Source organism: Saccharomonospora sp. NB11 (assembly GCF_015910535.1).
Taxonomy (GTDB): Bacteria; Actinomycetota; Actinomycetes; order Mycobacteriales; family Pseudonocardiaceae; genus Saccharomonospora.
The window spans coordinates 194,770-220,283 of the sequence record NZ_JACBJG010000007.1 but is presented as its reverse complement, the minus strand read 5'-3'; the positions used below and the strand labels follow the sequence as shown (position 1 = coordinate 220,283).

Sequence of the window (25,514 nt, the reverse complement as noted above, 5' to 3'; positions counted from 1 at the left end):
GCGCCGCGCACTAGCGTGGCCCCATGCGTGTTCACGCCGTGGCGCAGTGGCAGGGAGCGGGCTGGCCGGACGCGGAGACCCGGCTGTCGACCGGGTGCGCCGAACTCGCCTCGCTGGCCGAGGAAATCCTGGGCGTCCCGGTGGTGCGTGTACCCGTCGACGCCGCCGGGTCGCCGACCGAACGAGGGGTGCGCAACCGCGCCGCGCTGCTCGCCAATCGCCCCGCGCAGCTTGCGGCGTTGGAGAATCCCGAGGGCCCGGTCCTCACGCTCGGAGGGGACTGCGGTGCCGACCTCGTGCCGATCGGGGTCGCCCGATACCGATACGGACCGACGCTCGGGGTGCTGTGGTTCGACGCGCACGCCGACGCCAACACCCCACTCACCTCACCGTCCGCCGCCTTCCACGGCATGGTGCTGAGGGCGCTGCTCGGCGAGGGCGACGCCGACTTCGTCGCGAACCCGGCGCTGGCCCCGGGACGCGCCGTGCTCGTGGGCACTCGCTCGTTCGACCGCTCCGAGGCGGAGGCCGTGCGTTCCGGGCTGCTGCGGCACGTGCCGCCACCCGCGGACCCCGACCAGGTGATCGCCACACTGCGTGCCTCCGGCGCCGAGACTGTGTACGTTCACGTCGACGTCGACGTGCTCGACCCCACGGCGTACCAGGGGACGCACTACCACGAGCCCGGTGGTCTCACGGTGGAGCGACTCGTCGCCTGCCTCGACGCGCTCGCCGAGTTCGACGTCGTCGGCGGCGCGATCACGGAGTGCACGGCGGGCGACCGAACGGCGGTGTCGACGTTGGTCCCCGTGGTGGAAGCGCTGGCTCGTCGCTTGACGGCGCGATCGTGACTCGTTGTCACTCACGCACAACTCTCCGGTCGAATTTCGTCAGATCGTCACGAAGATCAACTTAGTGAGTGTGACCGGTGATACCTTTCTCGATCATCGCCGGACCGGGACGTCGCGAGTGCAATCCCTCAGAGTTGTGGGAAGGAGCTTGTCGGTGTGACGGGTGGATCATCGGACGAGACCGCCGAATCGGTGGTGCTCCCAGGACAACTCGCACAGATCATGCGCCCCGAGCTGGAGAGCGTGGCCGACGAGATCGTCGCCGAGATCCGTGCCCTGATCCCGGAGTATCGCAGGCCCCTCGACGGCCCGTACGGCAAGAGCATCAGAGCCGGGGTGCAGCACGCGGTGTCGTTGTTCCTCGCCCAGATCGCCGACCCGACCGCGTCCAAGCACCACGCGCACGAGGTGCACCGCAGGCTCGGCCAATACGAAATGCGTGAGGGACGCAGCCTCGACACGTTGCAGGCCGCCTACCGCGTGGGCGCCAGAGTGGCGTGGCGGCGGATCATGGAGGTCGGGCGCAACAGCGGTTTCTCGTCGACCGTGATGTCGCAGCTCGCCGACCGGATGCTCGGGTTCATGGACGAGCTGGCATCCGTGGCGCTCGACGGGTTCCTGGAGGCGAAAGCGGGTTCGGCCGACGCGCTCGACACCTGGCGTCGGCGCCTGCTCCAACTGATACTCGAACGTCCCGCCGTGCCGCCGGAGGCGATCGAGGAACTCGCCCAGTTGATCGGATGGGCGACCCCCAAGACCGCCACCCCCGTGGCGGTGCGGCCCCTGCTGCCGCTCAAGGGCGGGTATCGGACCTCGCTCGACGCCGACGTGCTCGCCGAGTTGACGGGCGTCGAACCCCGGCTGCTCGTGCCCGGGATCGTCACCCGTGAGCGGCTCGCCATGCTGGAACAGGCCCTGCCCCGATGTCGCTTCGCGATCGGGCCGTGTGTGTCGTTGGACGCGGTCGCCGACTCCCTGCGCTGGGCTCGGAAGGCGCTCGGGTTGGTCGACGAGGGCGTGTTGCCGCCCCGGCGGGTGGTGTGGGCGCAGGAGTGTCTGCCGGTGCTGATGCTGCACTCGGACGAGGCGTTGGCCGCGCAACTGCGCACCAGACTGCTCACACAACTCGACGGACTCACGCCGCGGCAGCGGGAACGGATGCTGGAGACGTTGCGGGCGTGGCTGGACGCGCAGGGACACGTGCTGGCCATGGCCGAGAAGCTGTCCGTGCACCCGCAGACAGTGCGTTACCGGATGCGGCAGCTCGACGCGATGTTCGGCGACCGGCTGCACGACCCGGACGCCCGCTTCGAGCTGGAACTGGCGTTGCGCACGCTGCCGTCGGCACCGTGGCAACACAGCGCCGCCAACGGAGCCCGTCGCCCCTGAACGCCCGGCGTGTCCGCGAGTTGCGACGTCGTGTCCGCCGGCTGCGACGTCGTGTCCGCGCCTCGCGACGTCGTGTCCGCGAGTTACGCACGCGTGTCCGCGCCGCACGACGCCGACATGCGTGCAGGTGACGCAGACATGCGTGCAGGTGACCGCAAGACGCCCGCAGGAGCCCGCAACACGCGTACGAGCGACCGCAACATGCGTGCCGGTGACGCCGACACGCGCGCAGACGACCAAACACGCGTGCCGGAAGTGCGGACACGCGTGCAAGAAGCGCGGACACGCGCGCGAGAGGTGCGGACACGCCTCGCCTGTTCGTCCGGCACCAACGCCGAGGCCACCGGAGCCGCGCCGGTGGCCTCGCCCGTTCTTCGCGCGGCTACTCCAGGACCACCAGGAGGTCGCCGCCCTCCACCTGCTGCACCGAGTTGATGGCCAGCCGAGCCACCCGGCCACCCGTCTGGGCGGTGATGGCGGCCTCCATCTTCATCGCCTCGATGGTGGCGACCGTGTCCCCGGCCTCGACGGTGTCGCCTTCGGACACCGTCGCCGTCACCACCCCGGCGAACGGAGCCGCGACGTGCTTCGGGTTGCCCTTCTCGGCCTTCTCCTTCGCCGGCAGGTCGGCCGCCACCGAACGGTCGCGGACCTGGATCGGCCGGAGCTGCCCGTTGAGGGACGCCATGACAACCCGCATCCCGCGTTCGTCGGGCTCGCCGATGGCCTCCAGCTCGATGAGCAGCCGCACCCCGGGTTCGAGGTCGACCGAGTACTCCTCCCCGGGACGCAGCCCGTAGAAGAAGTCCTTACTCGGCAACACGCTCGTGTCCCCGAAGGCGTGGCGGTGGGTCTCGAACTCGTTCGTCGGTCCGGGGAACAGCAGGCGGTTGAGGGTCGCTCGCCGGTCGGTCGCGAGTGCCTGGCGGTCGTCGTCGGAGAGGTCCACGGTGGACGTCGCCTCGGGTCGCCCCTCCAACGCCTTGGTGCGGAACGGCTCCGGCCAGCCGCCGGGCGGGTCGCCCAGTTCCCCACGCAGGAACCCGATGACCGACGCCGGGATGTCGTACTTGCCCGGCTCGGCCTCGAAGTCCTCGGGCGACACCCCGGCGCCCACGAGGTGCAGCGCGAGGTCACCGACCACCTTGGACGACGGCGTCACCTTGACGAGACGCCCGAGGATGCGGTCGGCGGCGGCGTACATCGACTCGATCTCCTCGAACCGGTCGCCGAGGCCGAGCGCCACGGCCTGCGTCCGCAGGTTCGACAACTGCCCGCCGGGAATCTCGTGGTGGTACACGCGCCCGGTCGGTGACGCGAGCCCCGCCTCGAACGGCGCGTAGATCTTCCGCACGATCTCCCAATACGGCTCCAGCTCGCCCACCGCGCCGAGGTCCAGACCGGTCGGCCGCTCGGAGTGGTCGAAGGCGGCCACGATGGCCGACAACGACGGCTGCGAGGTCGTCCCCGCCATCGACGCCACCGCCCCGTCCACGGCGTCGGCGCCCGCGTTGACGGCGGCCAGGTACGTGGCGAGCTGCCCGCCCGCGGTGTCGTGCGTGTGGATGTGCACGGGGAGGTCGAACTCCTTGCGCAGCGCGCTCACCAGTCGCGCCGCAGCGGGAGCCCGCAGCAGACCCGCCATGTCCTTGATCGCCAGAACGTGTGCGCCCGCACCCACGATCTGCTCGGCGAGCTTGAGGTAGTAGTCGAGCGTGTAGAGCTTCTCGTCGGGGTTCGACAGGTCGGAGGTGTAGCAGAGGGCGACCTCGGCCACCGCCGTGCCCGTCGCGCGGACGGCCTCGATCGCGGGCCGCATCTGTTCGACGTCGTTGAGGGCGTCGAAGATGCGGAAGATGTCGATACCGGTGTTGGTGGCCTCCTGGACGAACGCCTCGGTCACCTCGGTCGGGTACGGCGTGTACCCGACGGTGTTGCGGCCCCGCAGCAGCATCTGGAGGCAGATGTTGGGCATCGCCTCACGCAACGCCGCGAGCCGCTCCCACGGGTCCTCGGCGAGGAAGCGCAACGCGACGTCGTAGGTGGCGCCACCCCAGCACTCCACCGACAGCAGCTCCGGCATCGTGTGTGCCACCACCGGCGCGACGGCGAGCAGGTCCTTGGTCCGCACCCGGGTGGCCAGCAACGACTGATGCGCGTCGCGGAAGGTGGTGTCGGTGACCCCGAGCCGTGGCGACGACCGCATCCACCGAGCGAACCCCTCGGGGCCGAGTTCGGTGAGTTTCTGCTTCGACCCGGCCGGTGGCGCACCGGTCGGGACGGACGGCAGCTTCTTCACCGGATCGATCGACCGAGGACGCTCCCCGTGCGGCTTGTTGACCGTCACGTCGGCGAGGTAGGTGAGCAACCGGGTGCCACGGTCGGCGGAGTGCCGTGCCGTCAACAGATGGGGACGTTCCTCGATGAACGCGGTCGTGACGCGGCCCGCCACGAAGTCCGGGTCGTCGAGGACCGCCTGCAGGAACGGGATGTTCGTCGCCACACCGCGGATGCGGAACTCCGCCACCGCACGCTGTGCCTTGCCCACCGCCGCAGCGAAGGTCCGCCCCCGGCAGGTGAGCTTCACGAGCATCGAGTCGAAGTGCGCGCTGATCTCCGTGCCCGCGAAGGTGGTGCCGCCGTCGAGGCGGATCCCCGACCCGCCCGGCGACCGGTAGGCGCTGATCATGCCCGTGTCCGGGCGGAACCCGTTGGCAGGGTCCTCGGTGGTGATGCGGCACTGCAAGGCCGCACCCCGCAGGTACACCGTGTCCTGCGACAGACCGAGGTCGGCCAACGTCTCGCCCGCCGCGATGCGCAACTGGGCCTGCACCAGGTCGACGTCGGTGACCTCCTCGGTCACCGTGTGCTCGACCTGGATGCGCGGGTTCATCTCGATGAAGACGTGGTTGCCGTTCTCGTCGACGAGGAACTCCACCGTGCCCGCGTTGCGGTAGCCGATCTGCCTGGCGAACCGCACGGCGTCGGAGCAGATCCGCTCCCGAAGCTCCGGGTCGAGGTTGGGCGCGGGCGCGAGTTCGATCACCTTCTGGTGGCGCCGCTGCACCGAGCAGTCCCGCTCGAAGAGGTGGATGACGCCGTTCTCGTCGCCGGTGCCGTCGCTGAGGATCTGCACCTCGATGTGGCGCGGCCGCACGACCGCCTTCTCCAGAAACACCGTCGGGTCGCCGAAAGCCGACTCCGCCTCACGGGCCGCGGCCTCGATCGACTCCCGCAGCGAAGCGCGGTCCTGCACGAGCCGCATGCCACGACCGCCGCCACCCGCGACCGCCTTGACGAACACAGGGAAACCGAGTTCCTCGGCCGCCTCGACCAGAGTGTCCACATCGGAAGACGGCTCGGACGAGCCGAGTACCGGGACGCCTGCCGCGCGCGCGGCGGCCACGGCCCGCGCCTTGTTGCCCGTCAGCTCCAGGACCTCGGCGCTGGGACCGACGAACGTGATCCCGGCGTCGGCGCACGCGCGGGCGAGGTCGGGGTTCTCCGACAGGAAGCCGTATCCGGGATAGATCGCGTCGGCCCCCGCCCGCTGCGCGGCGGACACGATCTCGTCGACCGACAGGTACGCCCGCACCGGGTGGCCCGGCTCCCCGATCTCGTACGCCTCGTCGGCCTTCAGCCGATGGACGGAGTTTCGGTCCTCGTGCGGGAACACGGCGACCGTTCCCGCGCCCAGCTCGTACGCTGCGCGAAACGCTCGAATGGCGATCTCACCACGGTTGGCGACGAGTACCTTGCGGAACATGCCCGTTCCTTCCTCGTATGGAGCGGTCGCGAGCACGTTACCTCGGTTCCCGTGCTCGAAGGGAGATCAACGACTCGTGACGGGCCTCATGCCCGCGGGGGCCGCATCCCCGGTCGGGAGTACCCCGAACACCGTGTCCGCACCTCACGCACGCGTGTCGCCGTCCCCTGCACGCATGTCCGCGCCCTGTGACGCCGACACCTGTGCACAACTCGCGGACACGACGACGCAACTCGCGGACACGACGTCAGGATTTCTCCAGGTACTCCGCTCGCTCATCGTCGATGGTCTGGGCGGCCAACGCGGCGAGTCCGGGGTGCTCGGCGAGGTCGGGGTCGGCCGACACCACCTGCGCGGCCACCCGCCGGGACTGCGCGATCAGTTCCTCGTCGCGCAGCAGGGAGAGCAGCTTCAACCCGGACCGCTTGCCCGACTGCGCCGCGCCGAGGATGTCCCCCTCCCGGCGCAGCTCCAGGTCCAGCTTCGACAGCTCGAACCCGTCGGTGGTCGACTCGACGGCCGCGAGCCGCGCTCGGGCGGCGGTGCCGTCCAACGCCTCGGTGACCAGCAGACACAGCCCGGGCACGTCGCCCCGGCCCACCCGGCCCCGAAGCTGGTGGAGCTGACTGACCCCGAACCGGTCCGCGTCCATGATCACCATCAGGGTGGCGTTCGGGACGTTGACGCCGACCTCGATCACGGTCGTCGCCACGAGCACGTCCAGCTCGCCCTCGGCGAACGCGCGCATCACGGCGTCCTTGTCGTCGCTGGGAAGCCTCCCGTGCAGGACGCCGATCCGCAGCCCTGCCAGCGGCCCGTTCTCCAACTCGGGTGCGACGTCGAGCACGGCGACGGCCGGTCGCTCGGTCTTGTCCGAGGGCGGCTCGTCCCCGATGCGGGGACACACGACGTACGCCTGGTGCCCCTTGCCGACCTCCTCGCGCAGTCGCTGCCACGCCCGGTCGAGCCACGCGGGTTTCTCGGCTGCGGGCACCACGGTGGTCGCGATCGGCGACCGTCCCGACGGCAGTTGCCGCAGCGACGACGTCTCCAGGTCGCCGTACACGGTCATGGCGACCGTGCGCGGGATGGGCGTCGCGGTCATCACCAGCACGTGGGGGCTGACGCCGTCGCCCGCACGGGTGCGCAACGCGTCCCGCTGTTCGACGCCGAACCGGTGCTGCTCGTCGACGACCACGAACGCCAGGTCGGCGAAGGACACGTGCTCCCCGAGCAGGGCGTGGGTGCCGACGACGATGCCCGCCGCTCCGCTCGCCGCGTCGAGCAACGCCTGCTTGCGCTGCTTCGCGGGCATCGACCCGGTGAGCAGAGTGACCCGGGTGGCGTGCTCGGCGGCCCCGAGTTCGCCCGCCTGCGCGAGGTCGCCGAGCAGGTCCCGCAGCGACCGGGCGTGTTGCGCGGCCAGCACCTCGGTGGGCGCGAGCAGGGCCGCCTGCCTGCCCGCGTCGATCACCTGCAACATCGCCCGCAGCGCGACGACGGTCTTGCCGCTGCCGACCTCTCCCTGCAACAACCGGTTCATCGGGTGCTCGCTCGCGAGGTCGGCGCGCAGCTCCTCCCCGATCTCGCGCTGCCCCGGGGTCAGGTCGAAGGGCAGCCGCGCGTCGAACGCCTCCGCGATGCCACCGGACTTCGGCGGACACGCGGGCGCCGGACGTGCCACCGAGGACTGTCGACGCTGCGCCAACACCAGTTGCACGGCCAACGCCTCGTCCCACTTGAGCCGGGTCCTGGCGGCGGTGAGTTCGGCGTCGCTGCGCGGTCGGTGGATCGCGTGCAACGCCTCGAACAGCGACAGCAGGTCGTGTTCCCGGCGCAGGCTCTCCGGCAGCGGGTCGGGCTCCTCGTCGAGCATCTCCAGCGTCTGGTGCACGGCTTTGGAGATCCGCCACGACGGCAGGCCCTGTGCCGCCGGGTACACGGGGATGATCCGGGAGAGGAAGTCGTCCACACTCGACAGCTCGTCGGCGGAGTCCACGAGTTCGTACTCGGGATTGGCGAGTTGCAGCGACCGCCGGAACGCGGTCACCTTCCCCGCGAACAGGCCCGTCCGACCCGGCCGAAGCTCCCGTTCCCGCCACGTCTGGTTGCCGAAGAACGCGCACGACAGGCGCCGCTGCCCGTCGGTGATGGTGACGTCGAGGATCGATCCCTTGCGCGAGCGCATCGGCCGCTTCGTGGTGCTCTCGACGCGCGCGAGGACGGTGACGTGCTCCCCGATCTCCAGTCCCGCGATGTCGGTGAGTTCACCTCGCTGCGCATAGCGCCGGGGGTAGTGCCGGAGCAGGTCGCCGACGGTGTGCAGGTCGAGCGCGGAGGCCAGGGCGTCGGCCGTCCGTGCGCCCACGACGTCCGTGAGCCTGTCCGCCAACACCGCCATGTCACTCCACACCCATCAGCAGCACCGCATCGGTCTGCCCACCGGGATAGCACACCAGTTCGACGTCGGGCCGTTCGGCACGCAGGTGATCGGTGAGGACGTCGACGACGCCGTCGGGCGCGTCGGCGCCGGTGAGGACGGTGACGAGTTCGCCTCCCACGGCGAGCATCCGGTCGAGCACGCCCGTGGCGGCGCGGACGGTCGCCTCCCCGGTCTCGCCGGACTCGATGAGCACGACCTCGCCGTCGATGAAGCCCACGACGTCACCGGCGGCGACCCTGCCCACCCACGTGATGGCGTCCTCGGCGGCCACCACGATCTCGGCGCGGCGCGTGGCCGCCGCGGCCTCGGCCATGGCGACGACGTCAGAGCCCGCACGACGGTTCGGGTCGTGAACGGCCAGGGCCGCCAACACCTGCACCGGCGAGGCGCTGGGCACGACGACGACGTCGCGTCCCTCCAGTTCGGGTCGACTCGTGACCCGCTCGGCCGCCGCGGTCAGGCCCACACCGCCCGCCAGCACGGTGACGTGACCGGCCGCCGTGGCCGTCACCAGGTCGAGCAGGTCCTCCTCCCGCGGTTCGGCGTGGGCGGGCACGGCGAGCACCGGCGTGCCCTCCTCGGCGACGAACGCGGCCAGCTCCTCGCCATGCACCACCGCCACCACGGCGCGGTCGGCCGGCACGGCGGGTTCGGCGGGGCTCGGCGTGAGCAGAGGCTCCACCCGCACGCGGTGGGGCCTGCCGTGCTCCAACCCGGCCTCCAACGCGGCGCCGATGTCGGCGCAGTGCACGTGGACGGCGTACTCGCCCGCTCCCGCCTCGGCCACGGTCACGCTGTCCCCGAGCGCAGACAACGCCCTACGGAGCCCGGCGGCCGCGTCGGTGTCGACACCGGACAGCAGGTACATCACCTCCCACGTCCGTGGTGAGGCGGCGCCGTCCACACCGGCCCGGTCCGTGGCGCAGGTCGGGACCGTCGTCCGCGCGCCGGTGAGGACCTCCACGAGGGCGTCGAACACGGCCACCAGACCACGACCGCCCGCGTCGACCACACCGGCAGCGGCCAACGGAGCGAGCTGTCGCGGTGTGTCGGCCAGCGCGCGGGCCGCTTCCTTGGCAGCGAGCACGGCGACGTCGGTGACGTCGGGGTGCTCCCCGTCTCCCAGGGCCGTGCAGACGGCGTGCAGGACGCTCAGCATCGTGCCCGCGACCGGCCGGGCCACCGCCTTCGTGGCAGCGGTGTCGGCGGCACGCAACGCCGCGACGAGGTCCGCACCGGTGAGCACCGGGGTCTCGGCCGCCGACGCCGCCATCCCGCGCAGCACCTGCGACAGGATCGTGCCGGAGTTCCCCCGGGCCGCGCGCACCGCCGCGGTGGCCGCCGCCCCCAGCGCCTCTCCGGCGTGCGTCCCGTCGATCCCGTCGAGGCCGTCCCGCGCGGCGGTCATGGTGTGCAGGAGGTTCGAGCCGGTGTCGGAGTCGGCCACCGGGTAGACGTTGATGTCGTCGATCTCGGCCCGCAGTGCGCGTAGATCGCGTACGCAGACGTCGATCCAACGCCGCACCGCGTCCGCGTCCAGAGCGTCTGAGGCCCGCACCCGCGCACCCTCCGTAGCCGGTCGTCGAAGCACCCGTCGAGGCATGCCAGATGCGAGGGTAACGACCCCGTTGTGCCGCTGGCTGGCGCACCGGTTACCCTGTTCGAGTTGCCCGGTAACCCGGGTAGTTCGTTTACCGATCATTTCGAGGAGTGTTCGACGTGGCTGCCGTGTGCGACGTCTGTGGCAAGGGGCCGGGCTTCGGCAAGTCGGTCTCACACTCTCACCGGCGCACCAACCGCCGGTGGAACCCGAACATCCAGACCGTGCACGCCAGGGTCGGGCTTTCCCAGAAGAAGCGCCTGAACGTGTGCACCTCCTGCCTCAAGGCGGGCAAGGTCGTTCGGGCCTGACGCCCAGATTTTCTCCGACGACGGCTCGGTGACCACACGGTCGCCGAGCCGTCGTCGTGTGTGCTCCTACGGAAGCTTCCAGTCGATCGGCGCCGCACCCTGCTGTTCGAGCAACGCGTTGGCTCGGCTGAACGGCCGCGACCCGAAGAATCCGTTGCGTGCCGACAGCGGACTCGGGTGCACGGACTCCACGCACGGGACCCGGCCCAGCAACGGCTTCAGCTTGCGCGCGTTGCTGCCCCACAGGATCGCCACGAGCGGCTTGTCGCGTTCGGCCAGAGCCACGATCGCCCGCTCGGTGATCTCCTCCCAGCCCTTGCCCTGGTGGGAGTTCGGCTTGCCGGGCCGCACGGTCAGTGCGCGGTTGAGCAACAGCACACCCTGCTCGGCCCACGGCGTGAGGTCCCCAGTGGACGGTTGCGGGTGGCCGAGGTCGTCGCAGTACTCGCGGAAGATGTTGATAAGGCTCTTCGGCAGCGGTCGGACGTCGGGCGCCACGGCGAAGGACAACCCGATCGGGTGGCCCGGCGTGGGGTACGGGTCCTGACCGACGATCAGCGCGCGCACCTCGTCGAACGGCTGGCGGAACGCGCGCAGGATGTTGTCGCCCGCGGGGAGGTAGGTCCGTCCGGCCGCGACTTCGGCGCGCAGGAAGTCGCCCATCGCGGCGATGCGGTCGGCGACCGGCTCCAGTGCCTTCGCCCAGCCGGGGTCCATGATCTCGTGCAGTGGTCGTGCGGTCACGCCAGCGCAGCCTAGCCCAGCAGGGTGGTCCCGCCGCGTCCGAGGCGTGCGGGAGGCGCGGACACGCGCGCGAGAAGCGAGGACACGTGTGCGGGAGGCGCGGACACGCGTGCGAGAAGCGAGGACACGATGTCAGAGGGGCTTGCAGAGGCAGAGGCTCAGCGGGTCGCCCGCGTAGATGCCGAAGCCCGGCATCTCCTCGTAGCCGGAGGAGCGGTAGAGCGCGATGGCCTCGGGCTGCTTCTGACCGGTCTCCAGCACGATCCGGGTGCGGCCCGCCTCGACGGCAGAGCGTTCGAGCGCCGCGAGCATGGTGCGCGCCAGCCCGTGCCCCCGCATCGCGGGCACCACGTACAGCCGCTTCATCTCCGCGTCACCCGCGCGAAGCGGCGGGTCGGCCTCGTCGTGCGCGCGCCAACCGCCACAGGCCACCGGGACGTCGTCGAGGTACCCGACGAGGAACAGCCCGGACGGCGGGGTGAACTCCGCCGGGTCGGTCGGCGTGAGGTCCGGGTCGCCGTAGCGCGTGACGTACTCCTGCTGCACCGCCTCGATCAGCTTCACCGCGTCCGGATGGTCGAACGGCACCGTGCGGATGTCCACGAAAAGTCCTCTCCCCCTCGTCGGCGCCGTTGCCGCGTCTCGATGTCTCGGCCGTCGCTTCCCCAGTATGGGCGCTCGATCGGCGGCCGTGCCCTCAGCTCCAGTGCCGCCATCCGGGTTCGTGCTCGTACGCCCTGCCGTCCACGGTGACGCCCGCCTCCGGCGCAGTGACCGAGCCGATCGGGCACCAGCCCTCGGGCAGGTCGGACGGCGAGGGGAACGTGGCGACGAGAGCATGGTCCTCCCCGCCGGTGAGCACCCAGTGCATCGGGTCGGCACCGAGCGCGGTCCCCACGTCCACGAGCCGGTCGGGGACGACGAGTCGGTCGCTCGCCACGTCGATTCCCACGCCGGACGCCTCGGCGACGTGGCCGAGGTCGGCCAGCAGGCCGTCCGAGACGTCGATCATCGCGGTGGCCCCGGCCAACGCCGCCGCGGGACCGGCCGCGTACGGCGGGTCGGGGCAGCGCTGGGCGTTCACCACGCTCACCGGCGACCGGAACCCGCGGCTCAGCACGGCGAGTCCGGCCGCCGCCCAGCCGAGCCTGCCGCACACGGCCACGACGTCGCCGGGCCGCGCGCCTGCGCGCGTGACGGGCGGGCGACCGCCGAGATCGCCGAGCGCGGTGACGCTCACCACGATGTTCTCCGCGCGCACCATGTCGCCCCCGACGACGCCGACGTGTACCCGCCGGGCCTCGGTGGCCACGCCGTCCAGCAGCTCCCTCGCCACCGACGCGGGCGTGTCGGCCGGGCACGCGAGCGTCACGACGACGGACGTCGGAACGGCCCCCATCGCCGCGACGTCGGCCAGATTCACCGCGACCGCCTTGCGCCCCACCTGTGTGGGGGTCGACCAGTCCAGCCGGAAGTGCACCCCCTCGACGAGCGCGTCGGTGGTGACGGCCACACGTCCGTCCGGCGCCGCCACGACGGCGGTGTCGTCACCGGGCCCGAGCAGCGTGGTCGACGGCTGGTCCTTCCCTTCCGTGACCTGGCGAATCAGGCCGAACTCACCGATCGCCGCGACGGTGTCCGCCCCGGACGCGGGACTGTCTCCCACACGTACCTCCGGTTGTTGCGTTGCCCGCAGGCCCGATTGTCGGATGCCCGATCGTCGCAGGTCTGCGGTACGTTGCTGCCTACATTCCTACCTTTACGCGTCACCGTCGTACTCGAAGGGGAGCAGCGCCGTGGTCTACGCATACATCCTCATCCAGACCGAGGTCGGCAAGGCCGCCGCCGTGGCCTCCGAAATCTCGACCATTCCCGGCGTCACGACGTCGGAGGACGTGACGGGGCCCTACGACGTCATCGTGCGGGCGCAGGCCAACGACGTGGACGAGCTCGGACAACTGGTGGTCGCCCGCGTGCAGAGCGTGGAGGGCATCACGCGCACCCTCACCTGCCCCGTCGTGCGCCTCTGAGCTGTGGTGTAGTGGGGCGGTGAGCGAAACCGGCGCCCCACCTCGGAGTCTTCTCGTCGTCGCCGCCGTGTTGGCCACGGCGCTGGCCGCGACGGTCGCCGTGCTGGGTCTCGTCCTCTCGCCCGGCGAGTCCGAGCGCAGTGAGCCGGAGCGCGACGGGTCGGGCGACGATCCGACCGGACCGCTCGCGCTGGTCACGATTCCCGCGCCGGACGCGGACTCGGCGGCGTGCCGTGACCTCGTCGGCGCGGCACCGGAGCGACTCAAGTCGTCCGGCGAACAGCTCTCGCGACGCGAACTCGCCGAACCGGCGCCTCCGGCGACCCTGGCCTGGGGCGGCGATCCGATCGTGCTGCGCTGCGGTCTCGACCGGCCGCCCGAGCTCACGCGGTCGTCGACGTTGCGGGCGATCGACGAGGTCCAGTGGCTTCCCGTGCCCGGGGACGGCAGCACCACGTGGTACGCGGTCGACCGCGAGGTCTACGTCGCGTTGACCGTGCCGGACACGGCGGGCACGGGACCGTTGCAGACGGTGTCCCGCACCATCGCCGACGTGCTGCCCGCCGTGCCGCTCGACTTCGAGTGACGCGGGCGGGCGCGCACCTCACCTCAGGCCCGTCCCCCGCGCCAACGCGGTCTCGACGAGCGTCGTCAGCAGCGACGGGTAGTCGACACCGGTGACCTCCCACATCTTCGGGAAGGCCGACGTCGCGGTGAAGCCGGGCATCGTGTTGACCTCGTTGACGGTCAACGTGCCGTCCGCGCCGACGAAGAAGTCCACCCTCGCCAGTCCCTGGCAGTCGAGCGCGCCGAACGCCCGGACCGCGGCCTCGCGGAGGCGTTCGGTGACGCTGTCGTCGAGCTTCGCGGGGATGTCCAGCTCGGCGTCCTCGCCGAGGTACTTGGTCTCGAAGTCGTACCAGGCGTCCTCGTCGTCGGAGAGCACCCGGATCTCCGCGGGCAACGAGGCCTCGACCCGACCGTCGGGGAACTCCAGCACGCCGCACTCGACCTCGCGTCCCACGGTCTCGGCCTCGACCAGCACCTTGGGGTCGGTCTCCCTGGCGAGCGCGATCGCATCGTCCAGTTGCGACCAGTCGGTGACGCGAGAGATGCCGATGGACGAGCCCGCGCGCGCCGGCTTGACGAAGACGGGCAGACCGAGCCGCTCCCGCTCCTCCTCGGGCAGGGTGTCCTGACCTCGTCGCACGACCGCGAACCGTCCGACCTCCAGCCCTTCGGCGGCGAGCAGCTTCTTGGCGTACTCCTTGTCCATCGCGGCCGCGCTGGCGAACACGCCCGCACCGACGTACGGCAGGTCGGCCAGCTCGAGCAGGCCCTGAATGGTGCCGTCCTCACCGAAAGCCCCGTGCAGCACCGGGAACACCACGTCCACCGCGGACAGCACCTCGGCGTGCTCCCCCGGTTCGAGACTCACGACACCACCGGTCGTGGGATCACCGGCCAGCACCAGCGCCTTGCCGTCCTCGACGGCAGGCAACTCCCTGCCCCGGATACGCAGCGTCTGGGGGTCGCTCGTGCCGAGGACCCAGCCACCGGCCGGGGTGACACCGATGGGAATGATCTCGAACCGGTCGGGATCGAGGTGCGCGAGAATGCTGCCCGCCGACACACAGGAGATGGTGTGTTCGGTGCTTCGACCGCCGAACACGACGGCCACTCGGGTCTTGCGGCTTTCCATGGGCGGCACCCTACCTTCGGGTCTCCCGGAGCACGTCGACGAGCACCCCGAGGACGTCCTGCAGCGTCTCGCGCGAGCAACCCGCGTATCCGACGGTGATGCCCGCTCGCGTGGGAATGCCCGCGAAGTGCCGCGCCAACCCGTCGAGCAGCAGACCGCGTTCGCGGGCGAGCGCCAACCGCCGCCGCTCCTCCTCGGCCGAGCCCAGGGGCACCACGAGGTGGGCTCCGGCGTCGTCGCCCAGCACCGTGACCCCGGCGTCGGTCAACGCCGTGACGAGCAACGACCGTCGCTCGGACAACTCCCGGCGCAACCTGCGGAGGTGACGGCCGAGGTCGCCGTGCCGGGCGAGTTCGACGAACACCTGTTGTCCCGCGGGCGAGGCCCTCGTGCCCGCCTCGTCGCGGTACTCGAGCACCGCGGCGGTCACGGCGGGAGGTGCCACCATCCAGCCCACGCCGAGGGTGGGCGTGAGGATCTTGCTCGTGGTGCCGAGGTGCACCACCACGTCGGGAGCGAGCGAGGCGAGCACCGGCAACGGAGCGACGTCGTAACGAAGCTCACCGTCGTAGTCGTCCTCGACGACGAGGAAGCCCTCCGCGCGGGCGCGCTCGACGAGCTCGACCCGGCGGGCGGCACTTATGCGGCTGCCCAGCGGGTACTGGTGGGCGGGCGAGCAGTACACGGCACGCACGCCTTCCGGGACGGAGTCCGGACGCAGCCCTTCGGCGTCGACCGCCAGCGGTACCACCCGTACCCCGGCTCGCCGGAACGCCTCCACGGCCCGCTGGTACCCGGGTTCCTCCACCCCCACGACATCACCGGGGCCGAGCAACGCCGCCGCCAGCTCGACGACTCCCGCCGTGGTGCCCGCGGTCGCGAGCACCGAGTTCGGAGCCACGTCGAGTCCACGGTGGCGGAGCAGGTGTTCGGCGATGGCCGTCCGGTACTCGACGAGTCCCGCGCGTTCGGCCACCACGAGCGGCGGGGTGTCGGCCGCCGCCCTCCAGGCACGTCGCCAGGCGGCACGGTCGAGCCCGTCGGCCCACGGCAACCCGGGCAACAGCGCGACGAGGTCGGGCGAGGGCGCGTGGTCGGGACCGGCGACCGGCCGGTGGGCCGCGACCGGCGTCGGCGGCGAGGTCGTCACGTAGGTGCCCGAACCGTGCCTGCCCACGATCCAGCCCTCCGCGTGGAGCTGGTCGTAGGCGGCCGACGTGACGGTCCGACTCACGCCGAGGTCCCGCGCCAGCGCGCGGGTGGAGGGCAGCCGGTCGCCGCCTCGCAGATGTCCCCCGGAAGCGGCCTCCCGCAGCGCGTCGGCGAGCTGGACCGCCAACGGCACGGCGGAGTCACGGTCGAGCGTCAGGGGCAACGTGATGTCGGTGCGCGCCACGACCTCTCCTTCGTGAGTGGCATTTGGAAAAACCGGCTCTGTGGCTGTTCCACGATGCCATTACGGCGGACGAGCATAGGTCATGACCACGTCCGAGACTCCGCTGTCGTCCACCGCCCGAACCACTCCGACCCGCAAACCGCAGCGCTACGAGACCGATCGCGCCGCCTTGCACGCCGTTCTCGACGCCACGCTCGTCTGCCACGTGGGTCTGGTGAAGGACGGCCGTCCCCTGGTGGTGCCCACCGCACACGCCAGGGCCGGCGACACGGTGTTCCTGCACGGCTCCACCGGTTCGGGCAACGTCAGGGCCGCCGCGGCCGGTGTCGACCTGTGCCTCACCGCCACGGTGCTCGACGGCATCGTGTACGCGCGCTCCCTGAACGACCACTCGATGAACTACCGCAGCGCGGTCGTGTACGGCCGCGCCACACCGATCACCGACGACGACCGCAAGGTCCACGCCCTGCGCGTGCTCAGTGAACGCCTCAGCCCCGGTTCGTGGGACTACGCGCACCCCGAACCGCCGCGAACTCGCCGCCACCCAGGTGCTCGCACTCGACCTGACCGAGGCGTCGGTGAAGATTCGCACCGGCGAACCCTCGCTCGGCGAACTCGACCACGACGAGACGTCCGTCTGGGCGGGCGTTCTGCCGGTACACACGGTCTTCGGCGCCCCCGTGACCGCGAGCTTCGTCCCCGCCGACGTCGCACCACCCGCGCACGTGCAGGCCCGCGTCGGCGTCGACGTCACCACCTCACCGGCCGCACCGTGCGACTCCCGTCCTGATAGACGTGCACGCTGATCACCGGATCGGGCCCGGGATTGTGCACGTCGTGGGAGTAGCCGGGACCGAAGACTCGCGACTGGCCCGCCTCCACGACGTGCGACTCGGGCCCCTCCGGTGCTCCGGCGACGTCCCGATGCACCTCCTCCACGAGTCGTCCGCTCACCACGGTGAACGCCCCCGAGGTGACGCCGTGGTCGTGCCGCCCGGTTCGCTGGCCGGGCAACCAGCTCAACAGCCACACCTCGTGCCCGCCCACCGTGTCCAGCAGGGCGGCGAACCGCTTCTCGGGGTCGTAGCGCAGGAGGTTGCGCCACCGGTTGCGGTCGGCGGCGAACTCCAAAGCGGTCCGAACCGGGTGTCGGGTCAGCAGATCGGCGGGCGGAAGCGCGACGGTGTTGTCGGGCACGGCAAACATGGGAAGAAGACCTCGTCAGGAGAAAAAGAAGAAAAGGGAAGACGTCGAAGGCTGGTCGCGTGAGGCGCCCGATCAGCAGGGGCGCACGGTCACCGGCGACAACAGCCCGGTACGGCGCGCGACGCACGACACCACCGCGAGGTGGGGGTCGACGCACCGAGAACCGACATGCCGTCAAGGCAAGCAGACGACGGTGAGGGAGTCAAACCGGAATCCGCCAGGCGGACGCACTTGACAGATCGACGGACGCCACTGTCGCGATGGCGTCCGTCACACTAGGACCACTCGTGCTTTTGCCGCCGTCCCAGCAGTTCGGCACCGATCGCGGCCGGGTCGGCTCCTTCGTGGCAGATGCGGTACATGGCGTCGGTGATGGGCATGTCGACGTCGAGTCGCTCGGCCAGCTCCCGGATCGAGCGACACGAGCTGACGCCCTCGGCCACCTGACCGCCCTGAGCGGCCCTGGCCGCCTCCATGGTCTCCCCGCGTCCGATGCGCTCACCGAAGGTGCGGTTGCGCGACAACGGCGACGAACAGGTCGCCACGAGGTCACCGACCCCGGCCAACCCGGCGAACGTCAACGGGTCCGCCCCGAGTGCCGCGCCGAGCCGGGCCGTCTCGGCGAGCCCACGCGTGATCAGCGTCGCCATCGTGTTGGCGCCGAAGCCGAGTCCCGCCGCCACCCCGCAACTGAGGGCGATCACGTTCTTGCACGCACCACCGAGTTCGCACCCGACGACGTCGGTGTTGGTGTACGGGCGGAAGTACGACGTGAAGCTCGCCTTCTGGACGGCCACCGCCCGGTCGTGGTCGGCGCACGCCATGACGGCCGCCGCGGGCTGCCGCCGGGCGATCTCCTTCGCGAGGTTCGGGCCGGACACCACCACGACGTCGCCCGGAGCCACGCCCGTGACGTCGGAGACGACCTCGCTCATCCGCTTGAGGGTCCCGAGTTCCACGCCCTTGGCGAGGCTGACGAGGATCGCGTCCTTCGGCAGCAGATCCCGCCACGCCTGAAGGTTCTCCCGCAGTCGCTGGCTCGGCACCGCGAGCACGACCGCGTCGGCACCGTCGAGCGCGACCGCGGGGTCGGTCGTCGCGGTGAGCCGTTCGGGCAGCTCGATGCCGGGGAGGTACGAGGAGTTGGTGTGCCGGTCGCGGATCTCGTCGGCGATCTCCGCTCGACGGGCCCACATCGTCACGTCGCGTCCCGCGTCCGCGAGGATCTTCGCGAACGTCGTCCCCCACGAGCCCGCCCCGAGCACGGCCACACGCTGCACCGACATGGTCAGGCGCGCCCCTCCGCACCGTCGCTCCGCGCGGGCGGCTGCTCACCGCGAATCTCGACGAGCTGCTCCAGCACACGGTCCATGATCAGTTCGGTGACCTCGCGCAGCAGTGCCTGCGAGCGTTCCTTCTCCCGGTACGCGGACAGATCGATCGGCTCGCCGACGGAGTGCACCACGGTCTTGCGGGGGAAGGGGCGGAACTTCTTGGTGTAGCCGTTCCAGATCTGCTGCGTGCCCCACCGCGCGATGGGGATCACCGGCACGTCGTTCTCCAGCGCGAGCCGGGCCACCCCGGTGTAGGACCGCTTGGGCCAGCCGTCCGGGTCCTTCGTGATGGTGCCCTCGGGGTAGATGAGCACGATCTTGTCGTCCCGCAGCGTCTGGTGCGCGGCCCGCAGGCTCTCATTCGCGTCCTTGGAACCGCGGTACACGGGGATACCGCCGGACCCGGCGAGGATCTTGCCGAAGATCGGCACCCGGAAGAGGCTGTCCTTCGCCATGAACCGGGGCACCCGCTTGTTGCGGTGCACGAAGACCGCGTCGACGGCGGGGTCGAGGTGCGAGATGTGGTTCATCACGAGCAGCGCGGGGCCACGTCGCGGGATGCGGTCCGCGTTGCGGTAGACGCTGCGGCCAATCGCGGTCAGCGGGTAGAACAGGACCGCGGCCGCGCCTACCCAGAAACCGCCCTTCTCGCGCTCTGCCAACGCCGTTCCTCCGGTGAGTCGTTGCCGTGTGCGCCCGATCCTGCCACAGGCCCCACGGGGCGGGCTTTGCGGTAAAGATGGTGGCGTGGCTGTCGACCTCATCGTGCCGCTGAAGCGACCGAGCACGGGAAAGTCCCGGCTGCGGGGTGTCCTCGGGCACGTCGGGGCCGAGCACGTCGACGACCTCGCCCACCCCGGTGACCCGGCCCGGCACACCGAACTCGTGCTCGCGCTGGCCTACGACACGCTGCACGCCGCCGTCTCCACCCCCGGGGTACGACGCGTGCTCGTCGTCGGGTCCGACCCCGCCGCGCTCGCCCTGCTGCGGGAACTCGACGTCGAAGTCGTCGGCGAACCGTCGGGGCCGGGCGGAACGGACGGCCTGAACGCGGCGCTGCGCGCCGGCGAACGCCTGCTGCGGGCGAAGGACCCGGACTCCGTCGTCGGGGCGCTCCAGGCGGATCTGCCCGCGTTGCGCCCGGACGAACTCGACACCGCCCTCACCCAGGCGGGCGGGGAACGGGCGTTCGTGGCCGACCGCCCCGGCACGGGAACCACGCTCCTGCTCTCCGCACCCGGCGCCGCGTTGCGCCCCCGCTTCGGTCCCGGCTCCGCCCGCGCCCACGCGCTCACGGGCGCCACGGCGATCACCGCGCCGCTTCCGTCCCTGCGCGGGGACGTCGACACCCCGGGTGATCTCGACCACGCGCGGCTGCTCGGGTTGGGCGAACGCACGCGTGCCGTCCTCGACCGCGCCTGTTCCCGATCCTGACGACAGCCACGCAGCGTCCGACCTGGCCGCCGGGGGCGACCCGACGTGCACCCCTTCCCCGCCTGCCGCCCCTTCCGACGTCGGTCGACCGGCCGTGTCACGCCCCACCCGACGGCGAGGCGGCGGTCTCAGAAACCGTCGCCACCGCCTCGTGTGGGGGACAATGGCGAGGTGAGCGACGAGACCCGCCCCCTCGCGGCCCGCACGCCCGACGCGACCGAGGGCCTGCCCGCCGGCGAGGGCGACGTGACCGAGGACCCGGGCCTCCGCAGCGCCGAGACCGCTCCCCCGCCCCGGACCGGTGACGGCCGGACCCGCGACTTCAGCTCCGTGTCCCCGCCCCCGGCCGCCACGCACGACCAGGACGCCCCGGACGAGCTGCCCGACGACCGCTACTTCAACCGCGAGCTCTCCTGGCAGGACTTCAACGCCCGCGTGCTCGCCCTCGCCGAGGACCCGTCACAGCCGCTGCTGGAGCGGGCGAAGTTCCTGTCCATCTTCGCGTCCAACTTGGACGAGTTCTACATGGTCCGGGTCGCGGGCCTGAAGCGGCGCGAGCAGACCGGGCTGTCGGTCCGCAGCGCCGACGGCCTCACCCCGAGCGAGCAGCTCACCTACGTGGCCGCACGCAACGCCGAGCTGGTCGAGCGGCATGCCATGGTCTTCGAGAACGAGCTGCGGCCCGCGCTCAGCGAGGTCGGCATCCGCATCGTCTCCTGGTCGGAACTCGACACCGACGACCGGGCGCGGATGTCGGAGTACTTCACCAAGCACATCTTCCCCGTGCTCACTCCGCTTGCCGTGGACCCGGCCCACCCGTTCCCGTACATCTCGGGCCTGTCGCTGAACCTCGCCGTCACCGTGCGCGACTCCAGCGACGGCACCGAGCGTTTCGCCAGGGTGAAGGTGCCGAACAACGTGCCCCGACTCGTGCGGATCGAGAAGAGCCGTGACTCCCGGACCGCGACGTTCCTTCCCCTGGAGGAACTCATCGCCGCCCACCTCGACGAGTTGTTCAGCGGCATGCAGGTCAGCGAGCACCACGTGTTCCGGGTCACGCGCAACGCCGACTTCGAGGTCGAGGAGGACCGCGACGAGGACCTGTTGCAGGCGTTGGAGCGGGAACTGGCGCAACGCCGGTTCGGCCCTCCCGTCCGGCTGGAAGTCGCCAGTGACATGAGCGAGCACGTGCTCGAACTGCTGCTGCGCGAGCTGGAGGTCGACCCGCAGGACGTCGTGGAGGTCCCCGGCCTGCTCGACCTGAGCTGCCTGCAACAGCTTCACTCGCTCAACCGCAAGGACCTCAAGGACCCGCCGTTCGTCCCGGCCACCCACCCGGCCTTCGGGGAACGCGAGACGCCCAAGAGCGTGTTCGCGGCTCTCCGCGAGAGCGACGTCCTGGTGCAGCACCCGTACCACTCGTTCTCCACCAGCGTCCAACGGTTCATCGAGCAGGCCGCCGCCGACGACAAGGTGTTGGCCATCAAGCAGACGCTCTACCGCACCTCGGGGACGTCCGGCGAGTCCCCCATCGTCGACGCGCTCATCGACGCCGCCGAGCGGGGCAAGCAGGTCGTCGCGCTCGTCGAGATCAAGGCGCGGTTCGACGAGCAGGCCAACATCACCTGGGCACGCACGCTGGAACGCGCGGGCGTGCACGTCGTGTACGGCCTCGTCGGGTTGAAGACCCACTGCAAGATCGCCCTGGTGGTGAGGGAGGAAGGCGGCACGATCCGCCGCTACTGCCACGTCGGCACGGGCAACTACAACCCGAAGACCGCGCGACTGTACGAGGACCTCGGTCTGTTCACCGCCGACGCCTCCGTCGGCGCCGACCTGACCGACCTGTTCAACGTGCTCACCGGGTACTCCCGGCAACAGACCTACCGCAACATCCTCACCTCGCCCAACGGCATCCGGCGCGGACTGCTGGAGTTCATCGAGGAGGAGATCCGGCTCGCCAAGGCGGGCAAACCCGCCGGGATTCGAATCAAGTGCAACTCGCTCGTCGACGAGCAGGTCATCGACGGCCTCTACCGCGCGTCGCAGGCGGGAGTGGACGTCGACGTGGTGGTGCGCGGAATCTGCTCGCTCAAGCCCGGGGTGCCGGGGTTGAGCGAGAACATCCGCGTCCGCTCGATCCTCGGCCGGTTCCTCGAACACTCGCGCATCTTCCACTTCCGCGGCGCGGACACGCACTGGATCGGCAGCGCCGACATCATGCACCGCAACCTGGACCGTCGCATCGAGGCGCTCGTGCGGGTGTCGGACCCGCGGCTGACCGCACAGCTCGACGACGTGTTGGATTCCGCGCTGCACCCGATGACGCGGTGCTGGGTCCTGCACCCCACGGGCGAGTGGGTACCCTCTCCGACGGGCAGCGGCCAGGTCCGCGACCACCAGATGGAAATGCTGCGCAAGCACGGAGCCACAGGGTGAGCAACATCGTGAAAGCCGCGGGGGCGGTGCTGTGGCGCCACAGCTCCGCGGGCAGTGAGATCGCCGTCGTGCACCGACCGCACTACGACGACTGGTCGCTGCCGAAGGGGAAACTGGACCCCGGAGAGACCGCCCCGATCGCCGCGGTGCGGGAGCTCACGGAGGAAACGGGATACGACGCCGTTCTGGGACGCTTTCTCACCACCGTCGAATACAGCGTGAACGGGGCGGCGAAAACCGTGGACTACTTCACGGCGAAGCCGGTTTCCGGTGAGTTCACCCCCAATGACGAAGTGGACGAGCTCCGCTGGCTGCCGTTCGCCGAGGCGCAGGCGTTGTTGACCTACGACAGCGACCGGGACGTGTGCTCGCGAGCCCAACAACTGCCCGTGGACACCACGACCGTGCTGCTGGTCCGCCACGCCAAGGCAGGCAATCGCAGTGACTGGGCGGGCGACGACGACCTGCGTCCCCTGTCGGACGCCGGTCAGCGGCAGGCAGCGGCGTTGCGCCCGCTCCTGCGCACGTTCCGCCCGGAAGCCGTGTACTCGGCGCCGCGGCTGCGGTGCGTGCAGACGGTGCGGGCCTTGGCCTCCGACGTCGGCGCCGAGGTGCAGCTCGACGAACCGCTGTCGGAACAGACGTTCGCGGCCGACCCCGAGGCGGGGCTGAAGTCGCTGCTCTCGATCGCCGGAGCGCACGACACCGCCGTGGTGTGCAGCCAGGGCGGCGTCATCCCCCACCTGCTGGACATGCTCGCCGAACGCGACGGAATCTCGCTCACGCGCAAGCTCACCGGCGAGGTGCCGAGCAAGAAGGGCTCGGTGTGGGTGTTGTCCTTCGACACGCACGACGCCGAGGACCCTCGGCTCGTCGCCGCGCACTACCTGCCCAGCGCGCTGCCCGCACCGTCCTGAGAACGCAGTAGGGCTCCCGTGGTCGTCACGGGAGCCCTACGAGAAGACGCCTGAACTACTTCGCCTTCTTCGTGGTCTTCTTCGCCGGCGAGGTGGCACGCGCGGTCGCCCTCGCGGTGGTCCTCGTCGTGGTCTTGGCAGCCGCCTTCGTGGTCTTGGCCGGGGTCTTCTTCGCGGTGGACCGCGTGGCGGTGGTCTTGGTGGTCTTCGGTGCGGACTTCGCGGTCGACTTGCCTGCGGTCGACTTCGTGGCCGACTTGGTGGTCGTCTTCGGCGCGGACTTCGCGGCGGTCGACCGGGTCGTGGTCTTGGCGGCCGTCTTCGGCGCGGCCTTGGTGGTGCTCAACTTCGTGGTGCCGGCCTTCGCCGTGCCGGCCTTGGTGGAACGCGCGGCGGTCGTCTTGGTCGCCGACTTGGCCGCTGTGGACCTGGTCGTCGACTTGGCCGTGGTCTTGGCGGCCGTCTTCGGCGCGGCCTTCGTGGTGCTCGACTTCGTGGTCCTGCTCGTCGTGGTCTTCGGGGCGGCCTTGCCGGCCGTGCTCTTCGTCGCGGTGGAACGCGTCGGCGTCGCCTTCGTGGCCGTCGTCTTGCTGCGGGTCGACGTGCTCCGGGTCGGCGAGGTCTTCGTCGCACGCGTCGAGGTGGCCCGCGTGGTGGTTCCCGTGGTGGCGCGCGTCCGGCTGGTGGTGGTGCGCGTCGAGGTCGGACGGGTCGCGGCGGTCTTCGTGCCGGAGGTGCTCCGCGACGTGGCGGTGGTGCCGCGCTTGGCGGTCGTGGCCTTCGGCAGCTTCTTGGCGCCACTGACGACGTCCTTGAACGTGGTGCCCGCACGGAACGCCGGAACGTTCGTCTTCTTCACCCGGACGGTTTCGCCGGTGCGCGGATTACGGGCGGTACGAGCGGCACGAGCGCGCTTCTCGAACACCCCGAAGCCGGTGATGTTCACCTTCTCGCCCTTGTTGACGGTGCGGATGATGATGTCGACGAGGTTGTCGACAGCCGCAGCCGCGACCTTCTTGTCTCCCAAGCGCTCTGAGAGCGCTTCGATGAGTTGGGCCTTGTTGGCCATTACAGTCCCTCCAAGAAGAACTACGTGTTACCCGGCCACACCGGCCGACATGCGCACACGGTATTACCATCGCAGCGCAAATTCCAAACGGCACGCGGAATTTTTCCTTATCGTGTGCGCGGTTACGTCTTCAGAAGCCCTTCGGGGCGTGTTTCCGCGTGCCGTTCGGTGTGGTGTCGGACCGGTTCGTCGAGACCGGGTGCCGGTCCCGGATATCCGTTGCGGGAGCGTGGGATTTCCGGAACCGGCGGGACACGGCTCTACCTCGGAGTGGTGACGGGTTTGTGCGCGGGACGCCGCTTCTCGAACTCCTCGATGGCGTCGGCGTTGCGCAGGGTCAGCGCGATGTCGTCCAACCCCTCCAGCAAACGCCAGCGGGTGTAGTCGTCGATGACGAAGCTCGCGACGAAGTCCTTTGCGCGGACGGTCTTCTCACGCAGATCGACGGTCACCTCGGTGCCCGGTTCGCTCTCCAGCAGCGTCCACAACCGTTCGACGTCCGACTGCTCGCACTGGGCCGCGAGCAGTCCCTGCTTGCCGGAGTTGCCGCGGAAGATGTCGGCGAAGCGGGACGAGATGACGACGCGGAATCCGTAGTCCATCAACGCCCACACCGCGTGCTCACGCGACGACCCGGTGCCGAAGTCGGGACCGGCCACGAGGACGGATCCCCGCTTGTAGGGTTCCGCGTTCAGCACGAACTCCTCGTCGGTGCGCCAGGCGGCGAACAGGCCGTCCTCGAACCCGGTTCGGGACACCCGCTTGAGGTAGACGGCGGGGATGATCTGATCGGTGTCCACGTTAGACCTGCGCAGGGGCACCCCGACCCCGGTGTGCGTGGTGAAGGCTTCCATGACGTGTGCTCCTCGTCGGTGGCTCGGTA

General features: G+C 70.6%; 21 protein-coding genes and 1 pseudogene. 9 read left to right on the top strand and 13 right to left on the bottom strand.

The window, feature by feature from the left end:
- The first annotated feature begins 23 nt into the window (after positions 1-23).
- Positions 24-851, top strand: coding sequence for an arginase family protein (locus JAV51_RS12970; RefSeq protein WP_197320954.1), 828 nt, complete (start codon positions 24-26; stop codon positions 849-851).
- A gap of 156 nt (positions 852-1,007) precedes the next feature.
- The gene (locus JAV51_RS12965) at positions 1,008-2,240 is read left to right on the top strand and encodes a CdaR family transcriptional regulator (RefSeq protein ID WP_197320953.1); all 1,233 of its coding nucleotides are present in this window, start codon (positions 1,008-1,010) and stop codon (positions 2,238-2,240) included.
- A 382-nt stretch (positions 2,241-2,622) separates the two neighbouring features.
- Here JAV51_RS12965 and JAV51_RS12960 read toward each other — a convergent pair whose 3' ends face one another.
- The 3 genes from JAV51_RS12960 to JAV51_RS12950 all read right to left on the bottom strand — a co-directional run bounded on the left by JAV51_RS12960 (position 2,623) and on the right by JAV51_RS12950 (position 10,052).
- Positions 2,623-6,006, bottom strand: a complete 3,384-nt coding sequence (locus JAV51_RS12960; RefSeq protein WP_197320952.1) for a pyruvate carboxylase — start codon at positions 6,004-6,006, stop codon at positions 2,623-2,625.
- Between the two features lie 247 nt (positions 6,007-6,253).
- A complete protein-coding gene (gene recG, locus JAV51_RS12955) occupies positions 6,254-8,407 on the bottom strand; it encodes an ATP-dependent DNA helicase RecG (RefSeq protein WP_197320951.1) in 2,154 nt (717 codons plus the stop codon).
- Position 8,408: 1 nt separating this feature from the next.
- Complete coding sequence (locus JAV51_RS12950; RefSeq protein ID WP_197320950.1) at positions 8,409-10,052, bottom strand: DAK2 domain-containing protein; 1,644 nt, start codon at positions 10,050-10,052, stop codon at positions 8,409-8,411.
- A 116-nt stretch (positions 10,053-10,168) separates the two neighbouring features.
- Here JAV51_RS12950 and rpmB point away from each other — a divergent pair, with 116 nt between their 5' ends.
- Positions 10,169-10,360, top strand: a complete 192-nt coding sequence (gene rpmB, locus JAV51_RS12945) for a 50S ribosomal protein L28 (RefSeq protein WP_005444116.1) — start codon at positions 10,169-10,171, stop codon at positions 10,358-10,360.
- 66 nt (positions 10,361-10,426) lie between these two features.
- Here rpmB and JAV51_RS12940 read toward each other — a convergent pair whose 3' ends face one another.
- From JAV51_RS12940 to JAV51_RS12930, 3 genes are all read right to left on the bottom strand, one after another.
- Positions 10,427-11,104, bottom strand: a complete 678-nt coding sequence (locus JAV51_RS12940) for a uracil-DNA glycosylase (RefSeq protein ID WP_197320949.1) — start codon at positions 11,102-11,104, stop codon at positions 10,427-10,429.
- Positions 11,105-11,236: 132 nt separating this feature from the next.
- Positions 11,237-11,707: a GNAT family N-acetyltransferase gene (locus tag JAV51_RS12935; RefSeq protein ID WP_197320948.1), complete on the bottom strand. Its 471-nt coding sequence runs from the start codon at positions 11,705-11,707 to the stop codon at positions 11,237-11,239.
- A gap of 94 nt (positions 11,708-11,801) precedes the next feature.
- On the bottom strand, positions 11,802-12,770 hold the full coding sequence (locus JAV51_RS12930) for a thiamine-phosphate kinase (protein WP_197320947.1): 969 nt from the start codon (positions 12,768-12,770) through the stop codon (positions 11,802-11,804).
- Between the two features lie 130 nt (positions 12,771-12,900).
- Between JAV51_RS12930 and JAV51_RS12925 the strand changes: the two genes are divergently transcribed.
- A complete protein-coding gene (locus tag JAV51_RS12925; protein ID WP_197320946.1) occupies positions 12,901-13,134 on the top strand; it encodes an Lrp/AsnC ligand binding domain-containing protein in 234 nt (77 codons plus the stop codon).
- A 19-nt stretch (positions 13,135-13,153) separates the two neighbouring features.
- On the top strand, positions 13,154-13,720 hold the full coding sequence (locus JAV51_RS12920) for a DUF3515 domain-containing protein (protein WP_197320945.1): 567 nt from the start codon (positions 13,154-13,156) through the stop codon (positions 13,718-13,720).
- An 18-nt stretch (positions 13,721-13,738) separates the two neighbouring features.
- Here the strand turns inward: JAV51_RS12920 and JAV51_RS12915 are convergent, their stop codons facing one another.
- Together JAV51_RS12915 and JAV51_RS12910 are read right to left on the bottom strand one after the other, a co-directional pair.
- Positions 13,739-14,836: a D-alanine--D-alanine ligase family protein gene (locus tag JAV51_RS12915; RefSeq protein WP_197320944.1), complete on the bottom strand. Its 1,098-nt coding sequence runs from the start codon at positions 14,834-14,836 to the stop codon at positions 13,739-13,741.
- A 10-nt stretch (positions 14,837-14,846) separates the two neighbouring features.
- The gene (locus JAV51_RS12910; RefSeq protein WP_197320943.1) at positions 14,847-16,232 is read right to left on the bottom strand and encodes a PLP-dependent aminotransferase family protein; all 1,386 of its coding nucleotides are present in this window, start codon (positions 16,230-16,232) and stop codon (positions 14,847-14,849) included.
- A gap of 82 nt (positions 16,233-16,314) precedes the next feature.
- On the opposite strand from JAV51_RS12910, the pseudogene JAV51_RS12905 reads away from it, so the two are divergent.
- Positions 16,315-17,038: pseudogene (locus JAV51_RS12905) on the top strand (pyridoxamine 5'-phosphate oxidase family protein).
- Here JAV51_RS12905 and JAV51_RS12900 read toward each other — a convergent pair.
- From JAV51_RS12900 to JAV51_RS12890, 3 genes are all read right to left on the bottom strand, one after another.
- Positions 16,983-17,438 carry a cysteine dioxygenase family protein gene (locus tag JAV51_RS12900; RefSeq protein ID WP_197320942.1) on the bottom strand — a complete coding sequence of 152 codons (456 nt, stop codon included), beginning with the start codon at positions 17,436-17,438 and terminating at the stop codon, positions 16,983-16,985. The pseudogene JAV51_RS12905 and the gene JAV51_RS12900 sit on opposite strands and share 56 nt — an antisense overlap.
- A gap of 275 nt (positions 17,439-17,713) precedes the next feature.
- Positions 17,714-18,724: an NAD(P)H-dependent glycerol-3-phosphate dehydrogenase gene (locus JAV51_RS12895; protein ID WP_197320941.1), complete on the bottom strand. Its 1,011-nt coding sequence runs from the start codon at positions 18,722-18,724 to the stop codon at positions 17,714-17,716.
- A 2-nt stretch (positions 18,725-18,726) separates the two neighbouring features.
- A complete protein-coding gene (locus JAV51_RS12890) occupies positions 18,727-19,434 on the bottom strand; it encodes a 1-acyl-sn-glycerol-3-phosphate acyltransferase (protein ID WP_197320940.1) in 708 nt (235 codons plus the stop codon).
- Between the two features lie 85 nt (positions 19,435-19,519).
- Here JAV51_RS12890 and cofC point away from each other — a divergent pair, with 85 nt between their 5' ends.
- The 3 genes from cofC (at position 19,520) to JAV51_RS12875 (ending at position 23,562) form a co-directional block, all read left to right on the top strand.
- Positions 19,520-20,206: a 2-phospho-L-lactate guanylyltransferase gene (cofC, locus tag JAV51_RS12885; protein WP_197320939.1), complete on the top strand. Its 687-nt coding sequence runs from the start codon at positions 19,520-19,522 to the stop codon at positions 20,204-20,206.
- A gap of 153 nt (positions 20,207-20,359) precedes the next feature.
- Positions 20,360-22,645 (top strand): RNA degradosome polyphosphate kinase, encoded by a 2,286-nt coding sequence (locus tag JAV51_RS12880; RefSeq protein WP_197320938.1) that lies wholly within the window; start codon positions 20,360-20,362, stop codon positions 22,643-22,645.
- Complete coding sequence (locus tag JAV51_RS12875) at positions 22,642-23,562, top strand: NUDIX hydrolase (RefSeq protein ID WP_197320937.1); 921 nt, start codon at positions 22,642-22,644, stop codon at positions 23,560-23,562. The genes JAV51_RS12880 and JAV51_RS12875 overlap by 4 nt, the downstream gene beginning before the upstream one ends.
- Before the next feature lie 55 nt (positions 23,563-23,617).
- Here the strand turns inward: JAV51_RS12875 and JAV51_RS12870 are convergent, their stop codons facing one another.
- Both JAV51_RS12870 and leuD read right to left on the bottom strand, forming a co-directional pair.
- A complete protein-coding gene (locus tag JAV51_RS12870; RefSeq protein WP_197320936.1) occupies positions 23,618-24,631 on the bottom strand; it encodes an HU family DNA-binding protein in 1,014 nt (337 codons plus the stop codon).
- A gap of 260 nt (positions 24,632-24,891) precedes the next feature.
- Complete coding sequence (leuD, locus tag JAV51_RS12865; RefSeq protein WP_197320935.1) at positions 24,892-25,485, bottom strand: 3-isopropylmalate dehydratase small subunit; 594 nt, start codon at positions 25,483-25,485, stop codon at positions 24,892-24,894.
- Positions 25,486-25,514 lie beyond the last annotated feature (29 nt).